This is a genomic window from Geobacillus sp. ZGt-1 (genome assembly GCF_001026865.1).
Lineage (GTDB): Bacteria > Bacillota > Bacilli > Bacillales > Anoxybacillaceae > Geobacillus > Geobacillus thermoleovorans.
Map to the genome: position 1 here is coordinate 1 of NZ_LDPD01000011.1, position 808 is coordinate 808.

Below are 808 nucleotides of genomic sequence, written 5' to 3' on the forward strand. Positions count from 1 at the left end.
TTTTGTGAATTATTTCGGAAGAGAAAATCCATCGGTTCATAGGAGGGGGAGGAGGACGTGATTCAATTTCATGACTTTGGCATTGACGTCCAAACGTATGCAGAGCGTGGAAAAGAAAACGACTTCCCTCTTCTGAAAAAGTGTCCGCATTGCCGGGCCAAGCGCCCGTTGCACCGCCACGGTTACGATGAGCGAAACGCATTGACCCCACATGGTGATGATCGCATTTGGATTGTCCGGTATCGCTGTCGGGAATGCTTGAAGACGGTGAGTGTGCTGCCTTCCTTTCTCCTCCCGTATTTTCAGTATACGTTGTCCGCCATATGGCAAGTCGTGAAAGAGCAGTTGGGATTGACCGAGGGGACGAACCGGGCTCCGTTTCTCCCGACAAAGGACGGCATCATCTTTTATGTCCGACGGTTCTGCCGAAACCTATCAAGCCTTCACAGCTTTTTTGCGAGGCGGTGGAGGATCATAGGCCCTATCGTGAAAAAAGAAAAGGAACGGGCTTCCTGGTGGATCCGGACGTTGGAGAAACACGGTCTTGATTCGGTCATCAGAGACATGTGGGAGGACGGATTCCGACACCCTTTTGCGAATCAAATGGGATCCTGATTTTACATACATATCCTAAATTGGAAATAGTTGAGGTTCCCACAAACCTTTCCTATCGACGGNGAAAAAGCGATCCGGTACGATAAGGGCAGACGGACCGGAACGGTCCTGATTCCAAGTGAGACAAGGAGGAGATTCGAATGGATGAGTCGATGAGACACGACATTGCCCTGTTTCGGTACGGGCTAATCGC

At 50.3% G+C, this 808-nt stretch carries 1 protein-coding gene; it reads left to right on the forward strand.

The features are described from left to right. The first annotated feature begins 57 nt into the window (after positions 1-57). Complete coding sequence (locus VU18_RS19130; RefSeq protein ID WP_047757669.1) at positions 58-615, forward strand: DUF6431 domain-containing protein; 558 nt, start codon at positions 58-60, stop codon at positions 613-615. The last annotated feature ends 193 nt before the right edge of the window (positions 616-808 follow it).